The sequence below is a fragment of the Vibrio sp. L5-1 genome (genome assembly GCF_021728315.1).
Lineage (GTDB): Bacteria > Pseudomonadota > Gammaproteobacteria > Enterobacterales > Vibrionaceae > Vibrio > Vibrio splendidus_K.
Map to the genome: position 1 here is coordinate 82,038 of NZ_JAKKCQ010000009.1, position 21,554 is coordinate 103,591.

At 45.2% G+C, this 21,554-nt stretch carries 18 protein-coding genes; 16 read left to right on the forward strand and 2 right to left on the reverse strand.

Features of this window, described 5'->3' with window-relative positions:
• Positions 1-33 precede the first annotated feature (33 nt).
• The 4 genes from L3V35_RS22230 to L3V35_RS22245 all read left to right on the forward strand — a co-directional run bounded on the left by L3V35_RS22230 (position 34) and on the right by L3V35_RS22245 (position 3,353).
• The gene (locus tag L3V35_RS22230) at positions 34-723 is read left to right on the forward strand and encodes a response regulator (protein WP_171308887.1); all 690 of its coding nucleotides are present in this window, start codon (positions 34-36) and stop codon (positions 721-723) included.
• Positions 723-2,102, forward strand: a complete 1,380-nt coding sequence (gene cpxA / locus L3V35_RS22235) for an envelope stress sensor histidine kinase CpxA (RefSeq protein ID WP_102504177.1) — start codon at positions 723-725, stop codon at positions 2,100-2,102. The genes L3V35_RS22230 and cpxA overlap by 1 nt, the downstream gene beginning before the upstream one ends.
• 76 nt (positions 2,103-2,178) lie before the next feature.
• The gene (locus L3V35_RS22240; RefSeq protein WP_054548233.1) at positions 2,179-2,796 is read left to right on the forward strand and encodes a superoxide dismutase; all 618 of its coding nucleotides are present in this window, start codon (positions 2,179-2,181) and stop codon (positions 2,794-2,796) included.
• Positions 2,797-2,873: 77 nt separating this feature from the next.
• On the forward strand, positions 2,874-3,353 hold the full coding sequence (locus L3V35_RS22245; RefSeq protein ID WP_004729711.1) for a tRNA (cytidine(34)-2'-O)-methyltransferase: 480 nt from the start codon (positions 2,874-2,876) through the stop codon (positions 3,351-3,353).
• A gap of 182 nt (positions 3,354-3,535) precedes the next feature.
• Here the strand turns inward: L3V35_RS22245 and L3V35_RS22250 are convergent, their stop codons facing one another.
• Positions 3,536-4,060 carry an FxsA family protein gene (locus tag L3V35_RS22250; RefSeq protein ID WP_004729712.1) on the reverse strand — a complete coding sequence of 175 codons (525 nt, stop codon included), beginning with the start codon at positions 4,058-4,060 and terminating at the stop codon, positions 3,536-3,538.
• Positions 4,061-4,344: 284 nt separating this feature from the next.
• Between L3V35_RS22250 and aspA the strand changes: the two genes are divergently transcribed.
• The 11 genes from aspA to L3V35_RS22305 all read left to right on the forward strand — a co-directional run bounded on the left by aspA (position 4,345) and on the right by L3V35_RS22305 (position 19,106).
• Positions 4,345-5,796, forward strand: a complete 1,452-nt coding sequence (aspA, locus tag L3V35_RS22255; protein WP_004729713.1) for an aspartate ammonia-lyase — start codon at positions 4,345-4,347, stop codon at positions 5,794-5,796.
• Between the two features lie 181 nt (positions 5,797-5,977).
• The gene (locus L3V35_RS22260) at positions 5,978-7,285 is read left to right on the forward strand and encodes an anaerobic C4-dicarboxylate transporter (RefSeq protein ID WP_004729714.1); all 1,308 of its coding nucleotides are present in this window, start codon (positions 5,978-5,980) and stop codon (positions 7,283-7,285) included.
• Positions 7,286-7,827: 542 nt separating this feature from the next.
• Positions 7,828-9,276, forward strand: a complete 1,449-nt coding sequence (locus L3V35_RS22265; protein WP_114634081.1) for a YfcC family protein — start codon at positions 7,828-7,830, stop codon at positions 9,274-9,276.
• 814 nt (positions 9,277-10,090) lie between these two features.
• Positions 10,091-11,314: an arginine deiminase gene (gene arcA / locus L3V35_RS22270; RefSeq protein ID WP_054548236.1), complete on the forward strand. Its 1,224-nt coding sequence runs from the start codon at positions 10,091-10,093 to the stop codon at positions 11,312-11,314.
• 73 nt (positions 11,315-11,387) lie between these two features.
• Complete coding sequence (gene arcC / locus L3V35_RS22275; RefSeq protein WP_114634083.1) at positions 11,388-12,299, forward strand: carbamate kinase; 912 nt, start codon at positions 11,388-11,390, stop codon at positions 12,297-12,299.
• 212 nt (positions 12,300-12,511) lie between these two features.
• Positions 12,512-13,522, forward strand: a complete 1,011-nt coding sequence (locus tag L3V35_RS22280) for an ornithine carbamoyltransferase (protein ID WP_004729719.1) — start codon at positions 12,512-12,514, stop codon at positions 13,520-13,522.
• A 476-nt stretch (positions 13,523-13,998) separates the two neighbouring features.
• Positions 13,999-14,928 carry an aspartate carbamoyltransferase gene (gene pyrB, locus L3V35_RS22285; RefSeq protein WP_004729720.1) on the forward strand — a complete coding sequence of 310 codons (930 nt, stop codon included), beginning with the start codon at positions 13,999-14,001 and terminating at the stop codon, positions 14,926-14,928.
• Positions 14,929-14,943: 15 nt separating this feature from the next.
• Entirely contained in the window at positions 14,944-15,408 is a 465-nt protein-coding gene (pyrI, locus tag L3V35_RS22290) for an aspartate carbamoyltransferase regulatory subunit (RefSeq protein ID WP_004729721.1), read from the forward strand.
• 326 nt (positions 15,409-15,734) lie between these two features.
• On the forward strand, positions 15,735-16,223 hold the full coding sequence (locus L3V35_RS22295; protein WP_009844705.1) for an arginine repressor: 489 nt from the start codon (positions 15,735-15,737) through the stop codon (positions 16,221-16,223).
• A 175-nt stretch (positions 16,224-16,398) separates the two neighbouring features.
• Positions 16,399-18,264, forward strand: coding sequence for a protein-disulfide reductase DsbD (locus L3V35_RS22300; RefSeq protein ID WP_237300679.1), 1,866 nt, complete (start codon positions 16,399-16,401; stop codon positions 18,262-18,264).
• A 212-nt stretch (positions 18,265-18,476) separates the two neighbouring features.
• Positions 18,477-19,106 carry a response regulator transcription factor gene (locus L3V35_RS22305; RefSeq protein ID WP_004729724.1) on the forward strand — a complete coding sequence of 210 codons (630 nt, stop codon included), beginning with the start codon at positions 18,477-18,479 and terminating at the stop codon, positions 19,104-19,106.
• Here L3V35_RS22305 and L3V35_RS22310 read toward each other — a convergent pair.
• Positions 19,103-20,854 (reverse strand): potassium/proton antiporter, encoded by a 1,752-nt coding sequence (locus L3V35_RS22310; protein ID WP_054548239.1) that lies wholly within the window; start codon positions 20,852-20,854, stop codon positions 19,103-19,105. The two genes, L3V35_RS22305 and L3V35_RS22310, sit on opposite strands and share 4 nt — an antisense overlap.
• Positions 20,855-21,280: 426 nt before the next feature.
• Here L3V35_RS22310 and L3V35_RS22315 point away from each other — a divergent pair, with 426 nt between their 5' ends.
• Positions 21,281-21,547 (forward strand): DUF4212 domain-containing protein, encoded by a 267-nt coding sequence (locus tag L3V35_RS22315; protein WP_004729726.1) that lies wholly within the window; start codon positions 21,281-21,283, stop codon positions 21,545-21,547.
• The last annotated feature ends 7 nt before the right edge of the window (positions 21,548-21,554 follow it).

A 21,554-nucleotide genomic window follows, 5' to 3' on the forward strand; every position in this document is an offset into this window, starting at 1 on the left:
TGTAAATAGTAGATAACCGATTAAGGCTTCCCAATGGCGAACATTCTTCTTATTGATGACGACACAGAACTAACCAGCTTACTGAAAGACATCCTGAGCTTTGAGGGCTTCACTGTTTCCGAAGCCAATGATGGCTATGCGGGGCTTGACGCTATCAATGATGAGATTGATCTGATTCTTTTGGATGTGATGATGCCGCGCCTTAACGGTATGGAAACGCTAAAGAAGCTGAGAGAAAACTGGGAAACACCAGTATTGATGCTGACTGCCAAAGGCGAAGAGATCGACCGTGTTATTGGCCTTGAACTTGGCGCAGATGATTATTTGCCAAAGCCGTTCAGTGACCGAGAACTGCTCGCTCGTATTCGTGCCATCTTACGCCGAACACAGACTAACACCGCGCCTAAATCAGCCAGCGACACCATTCAATATCAAGACATCGAAGTCTTCCCTGGTAAACAAGAAGCCTACTGCAATGGTCAGCTCATCGACCTCACCACAACCGAGTTCGCACTACTGAGTCACCTTATCCAAAATCCAGGGCAAGTGATCACCAAAGAAGCATTGAGCTTAGATGTGTTAGGAAAAAGGCTTGCGGCGTTTGACCGCGCAATTGATATGCACATCTCCAATCTGCGTAAAAAGATTCCTGAGCGCAGCGACGGAAAATCTCGCATCAAAACCTTACGAGGCCGTGGCTACTTATTGGTAGAGGAAGATTAATGCGTATCCCTAAAATCACCAGCTTATATGGACGTATCTTTGCTATCTTTTGGTTCACCATGTTACTGGTGCTTTTGTCGGTGCTATCACTTCCTCATTTAGATCCACGTGTAGCACGTGATGTGCCCGCGGATCATCTAAATAAATTGGAGCGTATCGCTAAAATCACAGAGAAACGCTACGCCAAAGAACCTAATCTAGGCAAAATTGTTTTCCAACTTGAGGCACCACGTAGCCGCAAGGATTCTCGAGCTCGCATCTATTTAACCGACCTTGAAGGTGCTGTCCTTACGTCGAAAAGACATTCGGACTATAAACTTAAGGCGATTCGCAACTTTGTTACCTCGATTGATAACCCTGAAGTACCAAAACAGAAACTATACGGACACTACATGGTGGCAGGGCCAGTACCTATCACACTCGCTGGTGAAGAATTACTGATGTATGCCGGAGTAAAATGGAACCAACCACCGCCATTTTTGCTACGACTATTTGATAGACCTTTACAGCTGTTGCTTGCGGTAATGCTAGCAAGTACCCCGCTATTGCTATGGCTAGCTTGGGCATTGAGTCAACCCGCACGTAGGCTTGAACGCGCAGCGCAGCGTGTAGCAAAAGGGCAATTTGAGGTCGATCCTCAACTTGAAAAAGGCACCTCAGAATTCAGACAAGCGGGTGAAAGCTTTAACCAAATGGTGGAAGCGGTAAACCAGATGATTTCGGGACAACAGCGCCTACTTTCTGATATCTCACACGAACTGCGCTCGCCATTGACTCGTCTACGTATGGCCAATGCACTGGCAATTCGTAAGCAAGGTGAGAGCCAAGAATTAGAACGTATTGATACCGAAGCGCAGCGTTTGGAACAAATGATCAGTGAGCTACTGACGCTATCTCGTATGCAGGTCGACAGCCACATAACTCGCGAGGTTCAACCTATCTCGAGCTTATGGGAAGAGATCTTAAAAGATGCAGAGTTTGAAGCTGAACAGATGGGTAAATTACTGACGTTTTCAGAGATCCCAGAACGTTCTATTTCAGGTAATCCTAAGCTGCTGATGAGTGCCTTAGACAATATTACGCGCAATGCTATCTACTACGGTAAAGACCAAGTCGATGTGCAATTCCATGTTGTCCAAGATCAGCTGACGATTTGCGTCAATGACAACGGTGATGGTGTACCGGAGGATGAACTGGATTCTATCTTCAGACCTTTCTACCGAGTTTCAACGGCACGCGATCGTAATTCAGGTGGCACTGGGCTTGGCCTCACCATTACAGAAAGTGCGATTCGCCAACACAGCGGAACCATCACTGCAAGCCGTAGCCAGCTCGGTGGATTACAACTCGAAATCACCCTACCAATCTTGCCGGTATAATACCCCCACAAAGATCACAGTTGATAATGATTGTTATTATCATTATGGTGAATCCTCTAATTAAGGAGGATTTACCATGTCACACACTTTCCCTACTTTACCCTACGCTTACGACGCCCTAGAACCTTACATTGATGCTAAGACGATGGAAGTGCATTACAGCAAGCACCATAGAACCTACTACGATAAGTTTGTTGCGGCTATTTCTGGCAGCGAGCTAGAGCAACAGTCTCTGACCGAGATCTTCGCTAACATTTCTCAGCACAGCCCAGCGGTTCGTAACAATGGTGGCGGTTACTACAACCACATCTTGTATTGGAACTGCATGTCGCAAGACGGTGGTGGTGAACCCACGGGCGAGCTTGGCGAGGCTATCAAAAGTACTTTCGGAGATTTCGAGACATTCCAAGATCAGTTCGCTCAAGCGGCAATCAATACCTTTGGTTCAGGCTTCGCTTGGCTAGTGGTTGAAGAAGGACAACTGAAGATCATCTCGACTTCGAACCAAGACAACCCGTGGATGGATACGGTTGCCAGTAATGGCGAGCCCATTCTTGCACTCGATGTTTGGGAACACGCCTACTACATCAGCTACCAAAACCGTCGTCCTGATTACATCAATGCATGGTGGAACGTAGTGAATTGGAATGCGGTATCTGAAAACTACGCGCAGGCACTAGCGAACCAGGCCTAAGCTGAGGGTGGCGAACTGTACTCACTCAGCTTGCCGCCGTATACTCTGGCTATCTTTGATTATTCTTGTGAACCAACATGTTTGATATCGCTCTATATGAACCAGAAATCGCGCCCAATACGGGTAACATCATCCGCCTATCAGCTAACTGCGGCGCAAACCTGCACCTTATCGAGCCGCTTGGTTTTGATTTCGAAGAGAAGAAAGTTCGTCGTGCGGGTTTAGATTATCACGACCTCGCACGAGTAAAGCGTCACAAGAATCTAGAAGCCTTCCTTGAGTATCTAGAGAATGAACGTGAGGGTGACTACCGTATCTTTGCTTGTACGACCAAGACCACTGGCCACCACGTTGATGCGAAATTCCAACAAGGTGATGTACTGATGTTTGGCCCTGAGTCTCGCGGTCTGCCTGCTGAATTCATCGAAAGTATGCCAATGGAGCAACGTATTCGTATTCCAATGATGCCAGAAGCACGCAGCTTGAACCTGTCTAACGCAGTGGCCATTATTGCGTTCGAAGCATGGCGACAAATGGGTTTTGAAGGCGCGGTATAATACCAATCTCAGTAAATTAATCTCAGTAAATAACCGCTCACTCGGCCTGTTATCTGTTCCTACTAGCAATCGTAAATAGCAGGTAACACGCAATAAAAAAGGCTCTTACCATTATCACTTTCTTGCGAAGGATAACGGTAAGAGCCTTTTCTGTTTGTCTCTCTATATAAAGAGACAAACCATTAATTTAAGCGGTTACGATCGTTGTCGTCGTCTTTCTTCTCAAACTCACCCTCAAAGGTGTTGCCGTCTTTTGATTGGTCAGATGGACCTGAATTGAATGGGTCTTGTCCAAATGGGCTCTGGCCAAAACCAGCTTGTCCACCCGCATGAAAACCACCAGACATATTGGTCACCACCATTTTTTCCATCATTTTCTTGGCAATCATCGCTCTTGGTGCTGGTAACAATACCAACATACCGAGTGCGTCCGTCATAAAGCCCGGAGTCAGCAGCAATACGCCTGCAACCGCAAGCATCACGCCTTCAAGAATCTGTTGTGCTGGCATTTCGCCTTGTTGCAACCGACCTTGAACAGACATAAGTGTCTGAATGCCTTGGCTACGAACCAGCGATGCACCCACAAATGCAGTGATCAAAACCAACGCGATAGTTGGCCACAATCCTAAGAAGCCACCAACTTGAATAAATAGCCCAATCTCAATGATGGGTACGAAGATAAAGAGTAATAATAAGATAGGAAACACACGCCCTCCTTTGTTACGTCCAGTTTACGCTGAAAGCCCTACCAATCTCAAATTTATCCTGTAAATAAGCGTGTTTATTGACCCGGAATAAGTTTGCTAAATATTGACGAAACAAAAACGAAAAAGGTGATCAACTTAATATTTTTATGCGCTAAGTACAGTATCATGTGCCACATAAGTCAGGACGGATTTATCAGCCCAATATTCTAGCGAACGGAGTATTTGCACACAGAATAGGCTAATAACTAACTATATAATCAGAATAATTCTCTAAGGATCCTGTTATGGCTACTCAATCAGAAGCTCAAGTTGAAGCTCCTCAAGCTACTCGTCTCGAAGAAGATCTATTAGGTCAACGTCATGTTCCGGCTGATGCTTACTACGGCATCCACACTCTACGCGCAGTTGAAAACTTCAACATCTCAAATGTAACGATCTCAGATGTACCTGAATTCGTTCGCGGTATGGTGATGACAAAGAAAGCAGCGGCTTTAGCAAACAAAGAGTTAGGTGTAATTCCAAGCGAAGTGGCTAAATACATCATCGAAGCTTGTGATCTCATTCTAGACACTGGCAAGTGCATGGATCAGTTCCCATCGGACGTTTTCCAAGGTGGTGCTGGTACTTCTGTAAACATGAATGCTAACGAAGTCGTGGCAAACGTGGCGCTTGAACTTATGGGCAAAGAAAAAGGCCAATACGAGTTCATCAACCCAAATGACCATGTAAACCGCAGCCAATCTACAAACTGTGCTTACCCAACTGGCTTCCGTATCTCTGTTTACAACAGCGTTCGTAAACTGATCGATGCTATCGAATACCTAAAAGGTGCATTTGAGCTTAAGAGCCAAGAATTCAACACAATTTTGAAGATGGGTCGTACTCAACTTCAAGATGCTGTGCCTATGACGGTTGGCCAAGAGTTCCACGCTTGGGCTGTAACCATCAATGAAGAAATCAAAAACCTAGAATACACTTCAAAGCTTCTGCTTGAAGTTAACCTAGGCGCAACAGCTATCGGTACTGGTCTGAACGCAGCACCGGGTTACCAAGGCCTAGCAGTTAAGCACCTAGCAGAAGTAACTGGCTTAGAGTGTGTAGCGGCTGAAGATTTAATCGAAGCAACGTCTGACTGTGGCGCATACGTAATGACGCACGGCGCACTTAAACGTCTAGCGGTTAAACTGTCTAAGATCTGTAACGACTTACGTCTTCTTTCTTCAGGTCCACGTACTGGCTTCAACGAGCTAAACCTACCGGAACTGCAAGCAGGTTCTTCAATCATGCCTGCTAAAGTAAACCCAGTTGTACCTGAAGTAGTAAACCAAGTTTGCTTTAAAGTTCTAGGTAACGACAACACGGTTTCTTTCGCAGCAGAAGGCGGTCAACTTCAACTGAACGTAATGGAACCCGTTATCGCACAGAGCATGTTTGAGTCTTTAGACATCCTGACAAACGCATGTGTGAACCTACGCGACAAATGTGTAGACGGCATTACTGTAAACAAAGAAGTATGTGAATCTCACGTATTTAACTCTATCGGTATCGTTACTTATCTAAACCCATACATTGGCCACCACGAGGGTGACATTGTAGGTAAGATTTGTGCTGAAACAGGTAAGAGTGTTCGTGATGTGGTTCTAGAGCGCGGTTTATTGAGCGAAGAAGAACTTGATGACATTTTCTCTGTTGAAAATCTGATGCATCCTCAGTATAAAGCTAAACGCTACGAATAACGGTAGCGAGAAAGGGCTCCAAACGGAGCCCTTTTTTAGGCTCCAATACGGTTAACCCTGCTGATCTTGTGGATTTCCGTTGGTTGCGTTTTTGCTTAATTAGACCTAAACCATAGAACTATTATGTGAACATTCCAGTGGCGAATGTTCACATAATAAAATCTAAAATGAGGTGTTACTTATGATTGCAGTAGAACTATTTGTCGTCCTGCTCTTTATCTTTTTGGGGGCCAGAATTGGCGGTATCGGTATTGGTTTTGCCGGTGGTGCTGGTGTTATTGCCCTTTCATTAATTCTTGGTGTTCCAACAAGCCAATCTTTTATCCCGGTCGATGTAATTTTGATCATCATGTCGGTTATCACCGCAATTGCAGCAATGCAGGTTGCTGGCGGTATGGACTGGTTGGTACAAATTGCAGAAAACTTCTTGCGTAAACACCCTGAACGCATCACCTTTTACGCACCGATTGTGACCTTTGTAATGACACTAATGGCGGGTACTGGTCACACAGCATTCTCTACGCTGCCTGTTATTGCAGAAGTAGCAAAAGGCCAAGGTGTTCGTCCTTCTCGTCCACTGTCTATCGCAGTTGTAGCCTCTCAAATTGCGATCACAGCTTCGCCTATTTCGGCAGCAGTTGTGGCTTTCGCAGCGATGCTTGCACCCTTTGGTGTCGATTACCTAACGCTATTGATGGTTTGTATTCCAACAACCTTCATCGCTTGTATGGTTGGTGCGGTTGTCGCGAACTACATGGGCAGTGAACTGAAAGACGATCCAATTTACCAAGAACGTCTAGAGAAAGGTCTAATCAAGCTAGCAACAGAAGAGAAACGCGAAATTCTACCAACAGCGAAGAAAGCGACTTACATCTTCCTTGCGGCGATTGGTTTTGTTGTTTGCTACGCAGCCGCTATCTCTAGCTCTGTTGGCCTAATTGAAAACCCAGCACTGGGCCGTAACGAAGCGATCATGTCTGTGATGCTGGCAGCAGCAGCGGCAATCGTGATGTTCACTAAGATTGATGCAGCGAAGATTTCTTCGGCTCCAACATTCCGTTCAGGTATGACAGCGTGTGTTTGTGTACTGGGTGTGGCTTGGTTAGGTTCAACGTTTGTGAATGCACACGTTGCTGAAATCAAAGACGTTGCTGGTGCTCTACTGGCTGACTACCCATGGATGCTGGCTCTTGTTCTGTTCTTCGCTTCTATGCTGCTTTACTCTCAAGGTGCAACAACGGTTGCACTGATGCCTGCAGCTCTAGCGATTGGCGTAGCACCACTAACAGCCGTAGCTTCTTTTGCTGCGGTAAGTGCACTGTTCGTACTTCCAACTTACCCTACGCTACTGGCAGCGGTTGAGATGGATGACACAGGTTCAACTCGTATTGGTAAGTACGTATTTAACCACCCATTCTTCATTCCTGGTGTGGCAACAATCAGTACAGCGGTAGCACTCGGCTTCGCATTCGGCGGTCTATTTATCTAACACTCGCTGAAAAACCAAACCTAAAAGGAAGCTTCGGCTTCCTTTTTTCTTTTCTGAACAATGTGTTTATTTGATACGTATCAAATAAACATTATAAACTTAAAAACCCGAACAAAAATAACGTTTGAATAAAATTCCAAGAATATTCACGCCATTCATTAACAATGCCTGCCAACGCAACCACCCCTTGTTTCTATCTAATTTACATCGAATATTAATCCAAGCTAACTAACCAAAAAACCTTGCTCTTTTTCTAACGTTTTTCAGCCTATTCATTGGTCACTATTTTTGTGAACAATACCAAAATTAAATGGCGACGTAAGGAATAAAATAACCGCAGTTAAATTAAATCTTAATTCATTTGGATATATAAATATAAAGATACTTATATTTAAAGTCGGCAACGTCATATAGATGAACGCTCTATAAGGGCAATAATTTTATATCGTTGAATGCTTTATAAATGTCACTGTATTTACAATCTATAAACATTAGTCGCTAATTCACGTCAATTCTATTTAGGATGATGTAAGGAGATAGCCATGACGACTCAGACGATACCAAGCGAGAAAAAAAAGGGCGGCTTCTTTGCCAACTTTAAATTCCCTTCTGCCTACACCATTCTATTTATTCTAATTGCATTCGTAGCCCTGCTTACCTGGGTTGTTCCAGCAGGCCAATACGACCGAGCAATGAATGAAGAGTTAGGTCGAGAAGTACCGGTAACCGGCACCTATCAAGCAGTAGAAGGTAACCCTCAAGGTGTGATTGACGTACTACTCGCGCCCATTGACGGTTTCTACGACCACAATAGCTATGAAGCTGCAGCCATCGACGTTTCACTGTTCATTCTAATCATTGGTGGCTTCTTAGGACTAGTAACCAAAACTGGTGCTATTGATGCCGGTATCGAACGTGTCACCGCCCGCCTAGAAGGGCGAGAAGAGTTGATGATACCGATACTGATGGCGCTGTTTGCTGCTGGCGGTACCGTCTACGGCATGGCGGAAGAATCACTGCCATTCTATACGCTGCTAGTACCAGTAATGATGGCCGCTCGCTTTGACCCTCTAGTGGCTGCTGCAACGGTATTGCTTGGCGCAGGGATTGGGGTGCTAGGGTCAACGATTAACCCATTCGCAACCGTGATCGCTGCCAACGCCTCTGGTATCCCATTCACCGACGGTATCGTGCTACGTGTTGGAATGCTGATTATTGGTTGGGGTATTTGTGTCGCTTACGTTATGCGTTACGCAAGAATGGTTCAAGCTGACCCAACAACATCGATTGTCTACGACAAATACGAAGAGAACAAAGCACACTTCCTTGGTAACGCGAGCGGCGAAAAACTTGAATTCACCGCGACTCGTAAACTGATTCTGACCATTTTCGGTGGCTCTTTCGCTGTGATGATTTACGGTGTATCGGTTGCTGGATGGTGGATGGCTGAGATCTCCGCGATGTTCTTAGCAGCAACAATCATCGTTGGTATTGTATCTCGCATGAGCGAAGAAGAGTTTACCACTAGCTTCATTGACGGTGCTCGAGACCTACTGGGCGTAGCACTTATCATAGGTATCGCACGTGGTATCGTGGTCGTGATGGACCGCGGTATGATCACCGACACCATTCTCTTCTCTGCAGAACAAATGGTGACGGGGCTTTCTTCAGTTATCTTTATTAACGTGATGTTCTTCTTAGAGATTCTATTATCATTCTTAGTACCATCAACGTCTGGATTAGCGGTACTGACTATGCCGATCATGGCACCGTTGGCCGATTTTGCAGGCGTCGGTCGTGACCTTGTTATCACCGCTTACCAATCCGCTTCCGGCTTGGTGAACCTAATCACCCCGACCTCTGCGGTAGTAATGGGTGGCTTGGCTATTGCCCGCGTCCCTTATGTTCGCTGGGTTAAATGGGTAATGCCATTAGTCGGTATCTTAATGGTGTTCTGCATCGTTGTACTAAGTATTGGTGCGCTTATCTAACTTAAAGCACTTCACTCCGTTCTCATCCAAAGCCGCTTCCATAGCGGCTTTTTTTATTGCTATCTAATCCAATTCCAACCCAATCACCAAAACAACCTGCCGAGCTGCACACGCTTCATTTAACGCCTCTCTATGACCTATATCAGTAGCAAAGCTTAAACAAGCAAAAACCACTTGCGACAAAGAGTAAGCCAACGTTTAAACATCAAAGTTAAAGCTAATAAATCGCCAACTATTCTTCGCTCTTATATTTATACAAATATTTAGTCATTTATTAGCGTTAATTATATTTAAAGTAATTTACGCAGTAATAACCAAAGAGGAAATAGTAGTGATTTTTATAGAAAACGGGCTTTAAAAACCCAATTATAAAGTGTGACCACAATAGCTTTATTCGCATTTAAATTGTTAAATAATAATTAATTCTACGTACAAAATTAAATATATAAATACTAACATTGCATACTTCCAATCTAAGCTCATTCTTATCAATAAAACCATTTTGCATATAATCCCTCACAAATTGGATTCTAGCTAGGCGAATGAAAAAAGCATGCATAATATTCCCAAGGAGTTAACTATTTAGAAAAGACTAGCAATAGTTGAAAGTGCATAAAGTTTGTTAAAACCCTTGATTTTAAAGGGCTGCGGGATAAAAAACGATTTGTGATAGATCTCTAAGAATACCTGACTAGCAGGCGTAATATTAATTCCAGACAAGAGATATGAATAAAATAATTCATTCTTCTCAACTGAAAATAAATAATTACTCTTAGCGATAAAAGTAATTCAAATATATAAGAGAGAGACGATCATGAGTAAGTTCTATGTAGGTTCTGAAATAGGTCAATTACGCCGCGTTCTAGTTCACCGTCCAAGACGCGCACTGACTCACCTAACACCCTCTAACTGTCACGATTTGCTGTTTGATGACGTACTGGCTGTTGAGCGTGCAGGTAAAGAGCATGACGCATTTACTCAAACGCTACGTGATCAAGGTGTTGAGGTTCTTCTTCTTACTGACTTGCTAGCCGACACACTAGCGGTGTCAGAAGCGAAAGATTGGCTACTAAGCTGCCAAGTATCTGATTACCGTTTGGGTAAAACATTCGCCAATGATGTGCGCTGCTACTTGGGCGACTTACCAAACCTAGAGCTAGCAAAAATTCTAACGGGCGGTTTGTCTTACGCTGAGATGCCAATGAAATCATCTTCAATGATGCAAGGCATGCACGCACCAACCGACTTCATTATCGAGCCTCTACCAAACCACCTATTTACTCGCGACACATCTTGCTGGGTATACGGCGGTGTATCTATCAACCCAATGGCGAAACCAGCTCGTCAACGTGAAACAAACCACGTTCGCGCTATTTACCGCTGGCACCCAACATTCGCAGGCCAAGACTTCATTAAATACTTCGGCGATGAAGAAAAAATCAATTACGACAACTCTACGATTGAAGGTGGTGACGTTCTTGTACTTGGTCGTGGCGCGGTTCTTATCGGTATGTCTGAGCGTACAACAGCACAAGGTGTTGAACACTTAGCATCTAGCCTATTCAAACACGGTCAAGCGAAACAAGTTATCGCAATGCAGCTACCAAAACACCGCTCTTGCATGCACTTAGACACCGTAATGACGCACATGAACGAAGATACGTTCTCTGTTTACCCTGAAGTCGTGAGTAAAGATGTGCAGTGTTGGAACCTAACTGGTGATGAGTCAGGCGCAGTGAAAGTGAAAGAAGAAGGCTACTTCGTAACGGCTATCGAAAAAGCACTTGGCGTAGACAAGCTAAACCTAATCACAACTGGTGGCGACAACTTCCATGCAGAACGTGAACAGTGGAACGATGCAAACAACGTGCTAACGGTTAAACCTGGCGTCGTTATTGGCTACGAAGGCAACACATACACCAACGAAAAATACGACAAAGCAGGCATCACGGTTCTTCCGATTCCAGGAGACGAACTTGGCCGCGGTCGCGGTGGCGCACGCTGCATGAGCTGCCCAATTGAGCGTGATGGTATCTAATCACTAAGACGAAAACGGCCAAGTTGAACGATCTTAAATAATCTCAGCTTGGCCAAAATGAGAGAACACAATTATGACTAAGCAAACTGTTGTTGTTGCACTCGGCGGTAACGCCCTACTTCGTCGCGGTGAGCCGTTAGAAGCCGACGTTCAACGCCGTAATATTGAAACAGCGGTTAAAACCATCTCTGAAATCGCGAAAGTGTACAACGTCGTGTTAGTGCATGGTAATGGCCCACAAGTTGGCTTACTTGCCTTGCAAGGTTTGGAATACAAAAAAGTAAACCCGTACCCGCTCGATGTTTTGGGCAGTGAAACTCAAGGCATGATCGGCTACATGTTGATGCAAGAGTTCAAGAACTACCTGCCTGACCGCAACATCTCATGCATGCTAACGCAAATGACCGTCGATCCGAACGACCCTGCATTTGCTGATCCAACGAAGCCAATTGGCCCGATCTACGAAGAAGCAGAAGCACGTGAATTGGCGGAAAAATACCACTGGATAGTAAAACCAGATGGCAAACATTTCCGTCGTGTAGTACCAAGCCCAAGACCGACAGGCATTGTTGAACACGAAGCGATCACACAGCTTATTGAGGCGGGTCACCTAGTCATTTGTACTGGTGGCGGTGGTATCCCAGTGAAAAAAGAGAATGGCAAATTAGTCGGGGTTGAAGCTGTTATCGATAAAGACATGTCGGCCGCTTTCTTAGCTAAACAATTGGATGCAGATGCGCTGCTTATTTTGACCGACGCTGACGCTGTATACCTTGATTGGGGCAAACCAACTCAACACGCACTACGCAGTACCACACCAGGTGAATTGGAGAAGTTTGAATTTGATGAAGGCTCAATGGGGCCAAAAATTGAAGCATCATGCGAATTCATTCAACAAGGCGGCAAAGTGGTTGGTATCGGCGCACTCGAAGATGGCTTGCAAATACTGCAAGGCCAAGCGGGCACCAATATCACCAAAGATTAACGCACTAGCGAGCTTTATCATCTTGAAAAACTTAAAGCTTGAGAACCTTAAAGCTTAAGAAGCTGAAACCTTGAGAGCTTTTAAAACTTGCGAAAACAGAATTAAACGAAACAAACAGAACCGAACAAATTTAACTAAAAAATTGAATCGCGCTTTCTTGAATTTTCTTTCCCTGTAACAAGAAAGCGCCTAAATCTAAGAAGGAATACATCATGGCTTTTAACCTACGCAATCGTAACTTCCTAAAACTACTAGATTTCACTCCACGCGAAATTCAACACTTGTTAGATCTTTCTATGGAGCTAAAAAAAGCGAAGTACAACGGTTACGAACAGCCAACACTGACTGGCAAAAACATTGCGCTTATCTTTGAGAAAACGTCTACTCGTACTCGTTGTGCATTTGAAGTTGCCGCGTTCGACCAAGGTGCTCGAGTGTCTTACTTAGGCCCATCTGGTTCTCAAATTGGCCACAAAGAATCAATGAAAGATACCGCTCGCGTTCTTGGCCGTATGTACGATGGCATTGAATACCGCGGCTTCGGTCAAGAAATCGTTGAAGAGCTAGGCGCTTACGCTGGCGTACCGGTATGGAATGGTCTGACTGACGAATTCCACCCAACACAGATCCTTGCTGACTTCCTAACTATGACGGAATACGGTCGTGGTAAACAACTGCATGAAATCAGCTTTGCTTACCTAGGTGATGCTCGCAACAACATGGGTAACTCTCTGATGGTTGGCGCTGCGAAAATGGGCATGGACATTCGCCTTGTTGCTCCAAAACAATTCTGGCCACAAGAAGAGCTATTGGCTCAATGTCGTGAAATCGCAGAACACACTGGCGGCAAAATTACGCTAACAGAAGATGTTCAAGAAGGCGTGCAAGGTTGTGACTTCCTATACACTGACGTTTGGGTATCCATGGGCGAAGCGAAAGAAGCATGGGCTGAGCGCATTAACCTAATGATGCCTTACCAAGTCAACATGGACATGATCAAAGCGACAGGCAACCCACATGTGAAATTCATGCACTGCCTACCGGCTTTCCACGGCGAAGATACCACAGTAGGCAAACAGCTTGCTGCTGAATATCCGCAGCTTAAAGATGGCGTAGAAGTGACAGATGAAGTGGTCGAGTCTGAATACTCTATCGTGTTCGATGAAGCAGAAAACCGCATGCATACCATCAAAGCAGTCATGGTTGCGACATTAGGCAGCTAAGAAGTTAAGAAGTTAAGAAGTTAAGCACTCACTTGTTCGCAAGACGTTAATAAGTTAGGTGCAATGACAGGGAAGTGCGGGTGGCGTTCTTGGGATTTTGACCTTGGATAAAGCTCGCATTTTTTTTCATGTAGTTGAATAGATTATTACCTAAAAAAGCCTGAGATTCTCAGTTCCAACAAAGGCTTAAACGGAAGCTTAAAACGGACGTTATTTCGCATAAAAATCCATTAAATGAATAGTTTACAGAAAGTATTGCATGGACTTTTTATCTGAGTATAATCCTCCGCAATTTGTCTTAAGAGAGCAAAAAATGAACCGCAATTTTGTCGCACATGATTGTCAACCAATACGCCTTAGAATGGCGTTGGTGTCATTTTTATTTTGCTCTATTGATCGTTTCGAAGCCTCCTATTTTTAGGGGGCTTTTTTTTGTCCGCAATTTGACTGTATGCATAGAAAAAGGAAGACCCGTTATGGCGCATTCGTTATTTAACAAGCACATCATCTCCATTCCAGAGCTCTCTCGTGATGAACTGGAGCTTATCGTCGATACTGCCGCAAGACTCAAAGCAGAGCCAAATCCAGAGCTGCTGAAAAATAAGGTTGTCGCGAGTTGCTTCTTTGAACCTTCAACTCGAACTCGCCTTTCATTTGAAACCGCAGTTCAACGCCTTGGCGGCACCGTCATCGGCTTTGATAATGGCGGAAACACATCACTGGCTAAGAAAGGCGAAACACTTGCCGATTCGGTGCAGGTCATTTCTTCTTACGTTGATGCCTTTGTGATGCGTCACCCGCAAGAAGGCGCAGCACGTTTAGCCTCTGAATTTTCTAACGGTGTGCCAATTGTGAATGGTGGCGACGGTGCGAACCAACACCCAACGCAGACCTTGTTGGATCTGTTCTCGATTTACGAAACGCAAGGCACGCTCGATAACCTCAATGTGGCATTCGTTGGCGACCTAAAATATGGCCGTACCGTGCACTCATTGACGCAAGCATTATCAAAATTCAATAACGTGCGTTTCTTCTTTATCGCGCCAGAAGTGTTAGCGATGCCAGATTATATCTGTGAAGAATTAGAAGAGATGGGTATCCAATACAGCACCCACAGCAGCATTGAAGAAGTGGTGCCTGAACTGGATGTTCTGTACATGACTCGCGTACAGAAAGAGCGCTTTGATGCGTCAGAATACGCGCACATGAAATCGGCTTACATTCTGACGGCCGATACGCTGAAAGACGCTCGCCAAAACATGAAGGTACTTCACCCACTGCCACGCGTCGACGAAATCACAACTGACGTCGATAAAACGCCACACGCTTACTACTTCGAACAAGCCGAAAACGGTGTGTATGCACGTGAAGCTTTATTAGCCCTAGTTCTAAACGACACTTTATAAGCAGGAGATACAGTCATGGTTAAACAAACTCAGCTACAAGTAGAAGCGATCCGTAACGGCAGCGTCATTGACCACATCCCTGCTCATCTTGGGATTAAAATTCTCAAACTGTTCAAGCTGCATAAAACAGAGCAACGCATCACGATGGGGTTAAACCTGCCATCATCCGCGCTCGGCAATAAAGACCTAATCAAGATTGAGAACATCTTTCTGACCAAGGAACAAGCTAACCAATTGGCTCTGTACGCTCCACAAGCGACAGTGAATCAGATTGAAGAGTACAAAGTGGTCAACAAGCTCACACTTGTGCTGCCAGAACAAATCAACAGTGTGTTCGCCTGCCCAAATAGCAACTGTATTTCACACGGTGAACCTGTCGAAAGTAGCTTTAAAGTGCAGCTAAAACACGAAAACGTACAGCTAAAATGTCACTACTGTGAAAAAGTATTCTCTCGCGAGATCATGAGTGAAATTCGCTAACCCTTAGCGCTATTACCTCCGCAACAAAAACCCTTTATAACTTATGGATATTTATTCCCAACGCGGAATAAATATCCATTCAACCAAAGAATAAAACTCCACAATAAAAGCAATTAACCAGAATTTTGTTTGGTGATCGCCTTCAAAAAGATAACTATCCTTTAGTGGTAGACTCAATGCATAGATGATCATACATCTCGCATACCCTCCCTCTTATTTCGGGGTTCATCGGTAAGCCCTAATTAACAATCGTACTCTACGGCTTTGGGAGTGCGTTCTGCGCTATGGACAAGCGATATCAACACGTTGACCTTAAGGAGTTGTTCATGAACCAAATCACTGAGCACGGTTGCTTGTATTCAGCTGAAGATAAAACACTGACTGCCGCGTGCAAACGCTTACTACAACAGCAAAGCTTCTCGACCCAGAACCAACTGCGCGAGAAACTCGTCGACATTGGCTATACAGGTATCAGTCAATCGACCGTCTCTCGCATTTTGTCACAGCTTGGCGTTGTCAAAATTCAGAATGCCTGTGGTAAAAAAGTTTACTGCATCACGGTTGAAAGCGCGCCTGTGCGTGTCGATGCCTCAATCTCATCACAAATCGAATTAATTACTCACAACCAAGCGATGGTGATCGTAAAAACAAACCCTGGTTGCGCACAGTTGGTCGCAAGATTAGTCGATATCGACCCACATACCGAGATTATCGGTACGGTTGGCGGCAATGACACAGTGTTAATTATTCCGAAAGACACCACGAATATAGATGCTTGCGAACAAGTAGTAAGAGCACGCTTAGGAGTGGCTTAAATGTCTTATTGGCAAGGGCTGTTCACTGCAGTTGCGCAGCTAACCCTCTCTCGACTGCCTAAGAAAGTGGCTCACCCGCCCTAGCGGATATTTGCTGGTCGATGAAACTAATCACAAACTATTACGGTCTGATTGAGTTAAGATACCTTCAACTCCATTTTGATGACTAAATAGTATGCGACGACTTGCCACATTACTTTTTGTTTGTGTTTCCCTGTTCACCCAGCCTGCGTGGGCGCTTTTTGGAAACGACAACGCCGAGCCAAGCTTCGGAGGCAATAACAACGGTTTTGTCCCTGTAGACCAAGCTTTTCCTTTCAATTACTACCAGCAAGACGGCAAGGTCCTTCTCGACTGGCAAGTAAAAGAGGGCTACTACCTCTATCAACATAGCCTCTCGTTCACAGGCCAAAACCTCGCTATCGGCAACGTTGAAATGGAAGATGGCCAACCACACCAAGATGAATTCTTCGGTGAGGTAAGCATTTATACTCAGCCGTTATTCGTGCAAGTTCCTCTACAGAGTTACCAAGACGGCTCACAGCTGGTCGTTAAGTATCAAGGCTGTGCAGATGCTGGTTTCTGCTACCCACCAGAAACTCGAGTAATCGATATTGAACCGTTTACTGCGACGAGTTCTGGCGATATGAAAAGCAGTGATGTGCAAAACAGTGGTGCCCCACAAGATTCTTCTGATGCAGCCGGTGAAGCGGACAATTCAGTACAACCCTCTTCTCCTGCAGCTGACACAGCAAGTAATACCACTCAACAAACCAATGCTCCCGCTTCAAAAGAAGCAGGCTTAGCCGATAAGCTCGGTGACAGTTGGTGGACGCCATTATTATTCTTAGCACTCGGTGTTGGCTTAGCCTTTACGCCGTGTGTTCTGCCTATGTACCCAATCCTAACGGGTATCGTATTAGGTGGCGGCAAGCTCAGCCAAGGTCGTGCGCTGATGCTGTCCTTCATCTACGTACAAGGTATGGCGTTAACCTACACCTTATTGGGTTTAGTGGTTGCCTCGGCGGGTATGCAGTTCCAAGCTGCGATGCAACATCCTTACGTACTAATCGCACTGAGTGTTCTGTTCGTGACGTTGGCGATGTCGATGTTCGGCGTTTATAACCTACAACTACCAAGCAGCATTCAAACTTGGCTCAACAACCAAAGCAACAAGCAACAAGGTGGCAATACCTTGGGCGTGTTTGCGATGGGTGCTATCTCGGGCTTGGTGTGCTCACCTTGTACTACTGCTCCACTGTCAGGTGCGCTGCTGTATGTGGCTCAAAGTGGTGACCTATTAACGGGGGCAATTGCTCTGTATGCGTTAGCGATGGGTATGGGTATTCCGCTGATCTTAGTTGCGGTATTTGGCAACAAACTACTGCCGAAAGCGGGCAGCTGGATGGACAAAGTGAAGATCGTATTCGGCTTTATCTTGCTGGCAGCGCCTATCTTCCTGCTAGAGCGAATTATTCCTGAATTGTGGGCAACGGTGCTTTGGTCTGGATTAGGCTTCATCGCCTTTGGTTGGCTTTACCACAGCAAGAATGCACTACCATTTGGCGGCTGGAAGCAAAGCGCAGTGGGTATCATCGCGATGTTAGGCCTGTTCGCTTCAGCGCAACCTGCATTGAATTACTGGTTCGCAGAAAAGAGCGTTGTGGTTGAACAGCAAATCCAATTTGCACGCGTCAACACGGTTGAAGAGTTAGAAATCCAGCTCATCGAAGCCAAGAAACTCGGTAAGCCAGTGATGCTCGATTTCTACGCCGATTGGTGTGTGGCATGTAAAGAGTTTGAGAAGTACACCTTCCACCAAGCTGATGTTGAGAACAAGCTTTCTGATTTCGTCCTGCTTCAGGCTGATGTAACGAGAAACATGCCTCAAGACATTGAACTGCTTAAACAATTACAGGTACTTGGCTTACCAACCATAGAGTTCTGGGATGGCGAGGGTAACCATGTTCCAAATGCTCGTGTCACTGGTTTTATGCCTGCAGATGTATTCTTAAAACACATGCAAGACCACCAGCTATAACGGTAATATTCACCGGAATATCCGCCTAAACGAAAGCCGCACCGCCCCTCAGTAACGAGATTGCAGTGCGGCTTTTTTGCTATTCAGAGTAACGCTTTCTTATTCCGGGGATAAAAGTCGATATGGTTCAGACTTTTCATGCATAGATATTGTCCACATACTCAATCAGGATGATAATAAATATTAACTAAATTGTTAAAAGTATGAACGTCATGGACTCGACCTATACCATCATCATTGCTGATGACCACCCTCTCTTTCGCAACGCCCTGTTTCAGTCAGTTCATATGGCGATCAGCGGTGCGAACCTGCTTGAGGCTGATTCTCTCGATGCCTTACTGACTCTGCTAAAAAAAGAAGATGAACCTGACCTGTTGCTTCTCGACCTTAAGATGCCGGGGGCTAATGGGATGTCTGGCTTAATTCAACTGCGTGCTGAATATCCAGATTTACCGATTGTAGTGATCTCTGCCAGTGAGGATGCCAGCGTCGTAACTCAAGTAAAGAGCCACGGTGCCTTTGGCTTTATTCCTAAGTCGAGTGATATGCGTGAATTGGTCAGCGCACTCAATCAAGTGCTGAATGGCGACCCGTTCTTCCCTGAAGGGCTGATCACCAACAATGCAGCCTGTAGCGACCTTGCGGAAAAGCTTTCCACATTGACGCCTCAACAATACAAGGTGTTAGGAATGCTATCGGACGGCCTGCTGAACAAGCAAATCGCGTATGAATTGAATGTTTCGGAAGCGACCATCAAGGCACATATGACAGCCATCTTCCGTAAACTGGATGTGAAAAACCGAACTCAAGCAGTTATCTTGCTACAAGAAATCCACAATTAAGCTTCGTTTACATCCTCTTCTAAAGTCGTCTTAGGCAAACATAAACCCAGCTTGACGACTTTATGATCATCTATATCTGCCACCACCCAAGTGATGTCATGCCACTCAAAGCTATCGCCTAATACCGGGTGTGCCCCAAGCTCTTGATCAACCAATTGTTTTAGCGTCATTTCTCGCTCTTCTTCCGAGCCAAGTTCAATACCATAACAATCGCTTACCGCAGCGACTGATAACCCAACATCTAAGAAGAAGTCACCAAAGAATCGAGCGGCTTCTTCTGCCAAAGGTGCCTCACTGAACAGCTCACTTAGACTATTTAGATCTTTATCTTGACCAAGTACACAGAGAATATCGTTCGCCTCTAATATGGTACTGCCCGATGGGTGAAGCAAGGCATCTTGTCGAAACAGTGCGGTGATGCGCGTCCCTTCAGGCATCGATAAACGCTTGAGCGGTTCACCGACACACCACTTTTCCTCTTTCAGCTTGTAGACAAACATCTCCCACTCACTGGTCGGGTAAATCTCAATGCCGGTACGAGAAATCGGTGTCGGCGTTGGTGGTAAGGTCACTTTAGCGAGTCTCGCGACTTTCATTAAACTGCCGCCCTGAACAATCAGCGAAACCATAACCACGAAGAAGGCGATATTGAAATACAGCTGAGCATTTGGCAGGCCAGCCATCATCGGGAAAACCGCCAAAATGATCGGAACTGCACCACGTAAACCGACCCAAGAGACAAACCAGCGCTCCTTGGTGGTAAAGCTTCTGAACGGCAGCAAACCCAACCAAACCGACACTGGACGAGCAAACAAAATCATACCGAAAGCCAGTGCTAACGCAGGAAGTGCAATGTCCATTAAGGTCGATGGCGTAACCAATAGCCCCAGCACCAAGAACATCACGATCTGGCTTAGCCACGTCATGCCATCAAGAACATTAAGAATAGAGTGTCGAGAGCGAGTTGGACGATTACCAATGAATAGACCGACTAGGTAAATCGATAAGATGCCACTACCACCAAGCATGTTAGAGAACGCAAACAGAGCCACGCCCCCACTGAGTACCAGAATGGAATAAAGGCCATCAGCCAGCTGTACTCGATTGATTAAGCTCCATAGAACCCAGCCGCCGCCGATACCAACAAGAGTACCGATACCAAACTGCATCGCAAAACTTTGCAGTAGGAAGTTCATTCCCATCTCAGCGTCAGGGTTACCTAACAGCGCAATTAAGGTCACCGTCAGGAAGACTGCCATTGGGTCGTTAGTGCCTGATTCGATCTCTAGAGTTGAACCCACACGCTCATTGAGACTCTGCCCTTTCAGCAAAGAGAATACCGCTGCTGCATCGGTTGAACCAACAATCGCCCCGACCAAGATGCCCTGCATTAATGACAAGTCAAACAGCCAAGCCGCCATTAATCCGGTTAAGGTTGCTGTACATGCGACACCTATCGTCGCCAGCGAGAGCGAAGGCCAGAAAGCGACCTTGAAGCTCGCCACCTTGGTTCGCATACCGCCATCCAACAGAATCACGGCAAGCGCAAGGTTACTCACCAAGTAGGTCAGTGAGTAATCATCGAAATGAATATTACCGGGTCCATCTTCACCCGCTAACATACCAACGAACAAAAAGATCAAAAGAATAGGAACGCCCAATCGAGAGGACACTTGTGAGAAAAGCACGCTGATGGCGATGAGTACGGCACCAGTCAAGAATAAGTGGTTAATGGTTATTGCGTCCAATTCGTTCCCCCAAAGAATAAAATCCGAGCTTTAAGCCTGTTGATCTTCTGCCGTTTAGCAAGGCACGGTCGGTGAAAGTGCCTTAGTTACTATAACAAACTTATGTTTCGCTTCGTGTCATAAGCAGAGCTAAATACCGTTTCTCGGTCATTTAGTTGTTAAATTTTATGACTCGCAGTCTAATTAATCCCTTTTTGTTAGACCTTTGGCTAGTTTAACAATACTGTAACATCACATTTTTCTATGGTTATGTCTCCTAGCTCCCATATTTCAGTACATTAGCGCTAATACCATCCCGACTAAAGTTGCACAGATCCCTTGACTTATCCTTGCTACATTCTAAATCGTAACATTACGTTAACACGCTATTTTACAAAACGGTTTCACAAAAACGGTTTCTACGAAAACGGAATAAAGGAGAAGGCAATGGCGTTCGAATCTACGGAACATGCTCAAGCCTACTGGAAGGAAAACTTGGGAATAATGGGAACACTACTCGCAATATGGTTTGTGGTGTCTTACGGCGCTGGCATCTTATTTGTGGATGTCCTCAATACCATTCAATTTGGCGGATTTAAGCTAGGTTTTTGGTTCGCTCAACAAGGTTCAATTTATACCTTCGTGGCGTTGATATTTATTTACGTTGTTCGCATGAATAAGCTGGACAAAAAATACAACGTACAGGAAGACTAGAGGCTAG